The 1,889-nt window shown below is 45.8% G+C and carries 1 protein-coding gene; it reads right to left on the minus strand.

The annotated features are described in order from the left end of the window. On the minus strand, positions 1–1,889 hold a 1,889-nt coding region (locus Q4489_RS18180; RefSeq protein WP_303483359.1), incomplete at both ends, for a condensation domain-containing protein.

Genomic DNA, 1,889 nt, shown 5'->3' on the forward strand with positions numbered 1-1,889 from the left:
TAGCCGCTGCTTAATGCCAATTGACGTAATGCGTTAGAAACTGAGTCCCCTAAACTACAAGACGTAGCATCCGACGAGCGTAAACTCAGTGAATGTTCGCCTTCGACTGGATCGTTTACTGCGGCTAATTGCACTCGACTCGCAGTCGTATCCGCAAGGTGTTGCCAAAAACTTGCATGTTGTTCATCAGAGAGTGCTTGTTGCTCCATCGCAATAAAGTCTCGATAGCTCGCTTGTAATGGCTCCAACGCGATAGGTTGGTTAGCCAATAATTGACGATATAACGACAACAACTCAGCAATTAAGCTCGCCTCACTCAATCCATCAACGATAGCATGGTGATTACTAAAGCTCAGATGGAACATACCATCAGGTAATACATGGGCCGCGACACGTAGCAATGGATAATCATCAGCCATAAACCCGCGTTGATGCTCTTGTTGCAACCAGTCTTCCAAAGCACCTGTTAACGCGCTCTGCTCTACCTGGTAAACCTGTAATTCGATTTCAGCAGCGCAATGCACTAACAACAAAGGAATTGCGTATTGGTCTAGTGCGATCTGTGTACGCAACATAGGGTGTCGCGCTGACAATAAATCAAGCGTGCTCCTTAAACAGCTTTGTTCAAATTTCAGCTCTGTTTGATAGTGCACAATGTCATGATAAACCCCCTGCCCTGGTGAGCTTTGACTGTAATACAACATGCCTTGCTGCAATTGGCTAACTGGGTAGGCATCCTCGACATTCGTCGGTAACGCGCGACGAATATCTTCACTGATCAAATCGAACGGCTGATGTTCAACTTGCGTGTCTTCTATCACGCTAATATATTGAGCAACACCTTCAATCGTCTGATATTGGAATAAGTCTTGTAGTGACAGTTGGTATCCTTGTTTACGCAACTTACCAACGACTTGTAAGCTAGAAATTGAGTCTCCACCTAATGTGGTAAATCCAAGGTTTGTACCAACTGCTTCTAAACCGAGCACCTCCTGCCACACTTGACACAGCAAGGCTTCTATCTCGTTCGTTGGTGCTTGTAATTCACCACTGCCCACACGATCAGTCAAGCTTGGCGTTGGCAATGATTTCTGGTCGAGTTTACCATTAATAGTTAATGGCATTTTTTCGATCCTGACGAAGGCTACAGGCACCATATAATCAGGTAGTAAACGATGTAAATGAGCTCCTAATAACGGTGGCTCTGCATGTCGGCCGGTGTAATACGCGGTGAGTACAAGCTCTTGTCCACCGGTATTGCGCATCAGCACAACTGCATCATCAATACCGGTATATTTGAGTAATTGACGACTAATGTCACCAAGCTCTACTCGGTGCCCACGGATTTTCACTTGATGGTCGCGACGACCGAGATACTCGATATCACCGTTTGCTAATCGTCGAGCTATATCACCCGAGCGATACCAAATTTGCCCACTATCATCTAAATGAACAAAACGTTGCTCCGTTAATGCTTCACGATTGAGGTAGCCCTTGCTCACCCCTGCACCACAGACATATATTTCGCCTGGTACGCCTAAGGGGGTTGGCTGCTGCCACTCATCTAATAATTGAATATCTAAATCTGCTAACGGCTCACCAATTAAGCTGTTGGCTTCTTTATCAGCGCAGTCTTGACGGGTTAACAAGCGATATGTCACATGTACAGTCGTTTCAGTGATACCGTACATGTTAACTAAGTTTGTTTGCTCACAAGCCATGCCCCCATCAAACCAAGGTAACAGCTTATATGGCTCTAACGCTTCACCACCAAAGATGACATGGCGTAACTGATGCCTGCCTGGCGTTTGCAACAAATATGGCATGACCGCATAAAACGCCGTTGGAGTTTGGTTCAGTACCGTTACGCCTTGTTCACAAACCAATTG

It is taken from the genome of Thalassotalea sp. 1_MG-2023, assembly GCF_030546745.1.
Classification (GTDB): domain Bacteria; phylum Pseudomonadota; class Gammaproteobacteria; order Enterobacterales; family Alteromonadaceae; genus Thalassotalea_C.